Raw genomic sequence first — 2,583 nt, forward strand, 5'->3', positions numbered from 1 at the left:
AGCTTTATTATTCAGAATTAAATTTTACTACAGAAGTCAGTTTTCAAGTCGATATTCATTTAAACCTTCTCTTTAAGGTTGAGGTTTTATTGCTGAAAGCTGAAAGCTAATAGCTGAATGCTTACGAAGTACTGAATTTGCGAAATAACCCAGTTACTAGAATTTGTCCCCTCCGACCTGAATCAATTTGTCGTTTCTAAAAGAAGGAATAGGGAAGGAGGAAGAAGAGGGAAAATCTTGTGTTTAAAGTTTTTTTTTATTTTTTGAGCTGCTCCTTGCAGAGTCAAATTATTAGCTGATTTTCGATCTAACACTTGTATTGAATAGCTTAAAAATAGAGTCTAGTTTGCCTTTTAATTACTAATTTAAAGTATAAACCTAACTCAATTCTCTTGAGTTGACTAAAATTTCAAATAAAATGTATAATAGGTAAAGATCGCTCTTAAATATCAGGAAGAATTATGTGGCCTAAATGTATAAACAATCTATCTCCTATCAAGGGCAACTTTAGGGAAGAAATGCCAAAGTTGTTGAAGGTTACTTTCAACAAAAAAGGGATATTTAATAAAGACGAAATGTTTATGACTATTCGTGTAGTTAATATTTTAGGTTGTTGCAATGTAGGGATGTACTTTGACTGTCCGAATATCCCCGAACACCATTCTTATGAAGCCACAGGAGATGAAGACTATGATGCAGGAAGATACTTCTGGCTTGATTTTGATATTGTAGGAATGGATGGAAAATTTTTGCCACTACGGATGGTTTTTAATGAGGGTGATGCTGATTGTAATGATGGTTTTTGGGGGGTTGTTTGGGAGCGTAATACAGAAGAAATTATTGCCAATATTATTAATAGTGGTGATTGTGAAACAACTATAGAAGCAATTTCAAAGCAACACATAAATATGTATGAATCTCAGGAAATTTTAATTCCTACAATTTTTGATAGTGATGAGGGTGGTGGTCTTTTAGATCAGATTATACCTGCTCAGGGTACAAAGCTAGAAAAAATTATACGTTTGACGATTCAGTTTTTCTATGAATGCATTATTTATCTTCATAGAATGGAATAAAACTCAGTCTCGGTCGAGTAGGGTGCGTTTCACTGCGTGACATGAAAATAAAAATGTAACGCACCACTTCTATAGTTAAAGTTATTTTAGTTATCATTGAGTAGGAAACTTCTGTATAGAATACCAATCAAGTACTGGACTGATACAACTAAAATGGTGCCCGGCGACGGATTGCTGAATCCTTTTCATCGTCTAAATTTAAGCCGTCTAACACACCCTACAATTTTGCACTACAATTTTGCACAAAATTAGCTGTGTCAGTCGAGTAGGGTGCGTTAATGAAAATGTAACGCACCACTTCTATAGTTAAAGTTATTTTAGTTATCAGTTATAATTAAAGTCCGTAGTAGGGCTTCAGCCCGAACTATAAAAATTGCTCAAGCTTTACTACAAGCAACAACTTTTTAAGCCCTGATTATCAGGACATGGTATTATATCAAATCCGGTTGGATAGTCGTCATTGCGACGATAGGAAGCAATCTCCGCGCACCCTTGGGATTGCTTCCTTCCACTCCGTTCCAGTCGCTGCGGACGCAGGCTATAGTAATTATCAGGATTTTATATTATCAGTAAATAAGAAACTGCTGTATATAATAAAATTTTGAATAAGAGATAGATTAAGGAGAATAAAATAATGTCTAAAGGTTTTGGTGTATCTAATTCTGGTTCTAAGAAAAAGAAAAGTAATTCAGGTAAATTTTTTTCAGAATTACCAGCAGTAAAAGAACTATTTGTAGTTATTAATTTGCCAACAAACTTGGAAATAATTCCTCTGGAAATAGAAATATCTTTTGATGAAATTGCATTATATAGCATGGTTAAGATTAAACCACACTTTATTGATGTAAAACCATTTTATCCGCAAGTACAATTCCTTTCTAAATTTGTTGAAACCAATTCTATATCCTGGTCAGATTTTATTTCTGATGCAGGTAAATTTGACGATCAATTTAAAACATTGCTTTTAGCTAAATATTTAACAATTAATACGAAAAAGTCTCATGCTGTAATGAAAATTGGTGAGATAAATAAAATAAATACAGCTAAATATCTACCTGCTATTAGTTTGACTTACGATGAAAGTTATAGAATATTAGAAGAAGAAATATTGGATAAATTTGGAAAAATGCCAACATTTGATGAATATTTTAAATCTCATATTGAAGATATATCAACAGAACTAAAAGAAAGTTTATAAGATTCAGAAGTGGAGCTTTTTTACTGTATCTTTAAAGTCAGTCAAGTAGGGTGCGTTTCACTGCGTGACATGAAAATGAAATGTAACGCACCATTTCTATATTTAAGGTCAATTCAGTTATCAGTAAATAGGAAAGTGTTGTATGTATATGATAAAATTTTGAATAATGGATAAATTAAGGAAAATAAAATAATGCCTAAAGGTTTTGGTGTATCTAATTCTGGTTCTAAGAAAAAGAAAAGTAAGTCAGGTAAATTTTTTTCATAATTACCAGCTACAAAAGAAGAATTTGTAGTTATTAGTTTACCA

At 32.1% G+C, this 2,583-nt stretch carries 3 protein-coding genes; 2 read left to right on the top strand and 1 reads right to left on the bottom strand.

What is annotated here, in order from left to right:
- The first annotated feature begins 461 nt into the window (after positions 1–461).
- A complete protein-coding gene (locus F6K22_RS38330) occupies positions 462–1,076 on the top strand; it encodes a hypothetical protein (RefSeq protein ID WP_293110129.1) in 615 nt (204 codons plus the stop codon).
- Positions 1,077–1,710: 634 nt separating this feature from the next.
- On the top strand, positions 1,711–2,274 hold the full coding sequence (locus F6K22_RS38335; RefSeq protein WP_293110131.1) for a hypothetical protein: 564 nt from the start codon (positions 1,711–1,713) through the stop codon (positions 2,272–2,274).
- A gap of 113 nt (positions 2,275–2,387) precedes the next feature.
- On the opposite strand, the gene F6K22_RS38340 is transcribed toward F6K22_RS38335, so the two are convergent.
- Positions 2,388–2,583 (bottom strand): hypothetical protein (locus F6K22_RS38340; RefSeq protein WP_293110132.1); only part of this gene is annotated, 196 nt, incomplete at its 5' end.

Source organism: Okeania sp. SIO2F4, from assembly GCF_010672385.1.
In the GTDB taxonomy this organism is placed as follows: Bacteria; Cyanobacteriota; Cyanobacteriia; order Cyanobacteriales; family Microcoleaceae; genus Trichodesmium.

Excerpts from the sequence above, each read along its gene's own strand:
- F6K22_RS38335 (WP_293110131.1), top strand. The coding sequence starts at position 1,711 with ATGTCTAAAGGTTTTGGTGTATCTAATTCTGGTTCTAAGAAAAAGAAA.
- F6K22_RS38330 (WP_293110129.1), top strand. The coding sequence starts at position 462 with ATGTGGCCTAAATGTATAAACAATCTATCTCCTATCAAGGGCAACTTT.